The sequence below is a fragment of the Aeromonas sp. PS2Canimalfood6 genome (assembly GCF_048276795.1).
Classification (GTDB): Bacteria; Pseudomonadota; Gammaproteobacteria; order Enterobacterales; family Aeromonadaceae; genus Aeromonas; species Aeromonas caviae.
The window spans coordinates 1-891 of sequence record NZ_JBLUXC010000141.1 but is presented as its reverse complement, the minus strand read 5'-3'; the positions used below and the strand labels follow the sequence as shown (position 1 = coordinate 891).

At 45.3% G+C, this 891-nt stretch carries 1 protein-coding gene; it reads left to right on the top strand.

From position 1 onward, the window contains the following. The first annotated feature begins 115 nt into the window (after positions 1-115). Entirely contained in the window at positions 116-802 is a 687-nt protein-coding gene (locus ACNPAA_RS20930; protein ID WP_417891991.1) for a hypothetical protein, read from the top strand. Positions 803-891: the final 89 nt, after the last annotated feature.

The following is an 891-nucleotide window of genomic DNA, read 5'->3' as shown; positions in this document are numbered from 1 at the left end:
GAGTGGGCAATGGTGTATTTATCCAAAAACGGCAAAAAGAGTAGGCAGAGAAAATCCAAGCAAAACAACACGTTAGACGGTATTATTAATTCGCTTGCCGCTTAAGGTTCTGTACATGTTTGCTTCCTATATCGCCTTTGCTTTGCCGTTTATTACTGCACCACTGATTGCATGGTTGACCAAAGGCAAATTTTATCTGGTCAATACCAAGACACAAAGTCATGTTCATCACGATCACGAACTTACCTGTTCCGTGTGTGAAAATGCTTATGAACCGGAAGATATGGCCCATTGCCCCGTTTATGGTGGTCATATCTGCTCGCTCTGTTGCTCACTCGATGTGCGTTGTGAAGATAAATGCCGCCCCAAAGCCACCATTCATGAGCAGATACACACATTCCTGCATCCGTTTCTTCCCGATGAATTGCTGCACAAACTGTCCAGCCCCATCAGTCAGTTCATGATTGTGTTAACCATCGTCAGCAGTTTTATGGCCGCCATTTTCATGATCGCCTACAGCCAAATCCCTTCGCTGGCACCCGATAATATGCACACGATCACGGGCGGTATGCTCAAAGCGTTTGTGATGCTACTGATTCCGGTTGGCATTATCAGTGGCCTGTTTGTGCTGGCACGGAACACCAGTCGTAATGCCATCACTGAGCTGAAAGCCCACACCCAACTGTTAACGCATGAGATCAGCGCACACGAAAAAACCTCCCGACAATTGGAACAAGCGAAAAAGTCCGCAGAAACGGCTAATAACGCCACATGTACAGGATCTTTAGCGCCAACCAATTGAAATAGATATAAAAAAGGCTTCGTTTGTGATCTAATTTTATCGCCAAACAAAATCAACACGCGCGAAGCCTATGACCATTATTAATGCTA

Bases quoted from the DNA above. Each gene is read 5' to 3' on its own strand.
- ACNPAA_RS20930 (WP_417891991.1), top strand. From the start codon at position 116: ATGTTTGCTTCCTATATCGCCTTTGCTTTGCCGTTTATTACTGCACCA.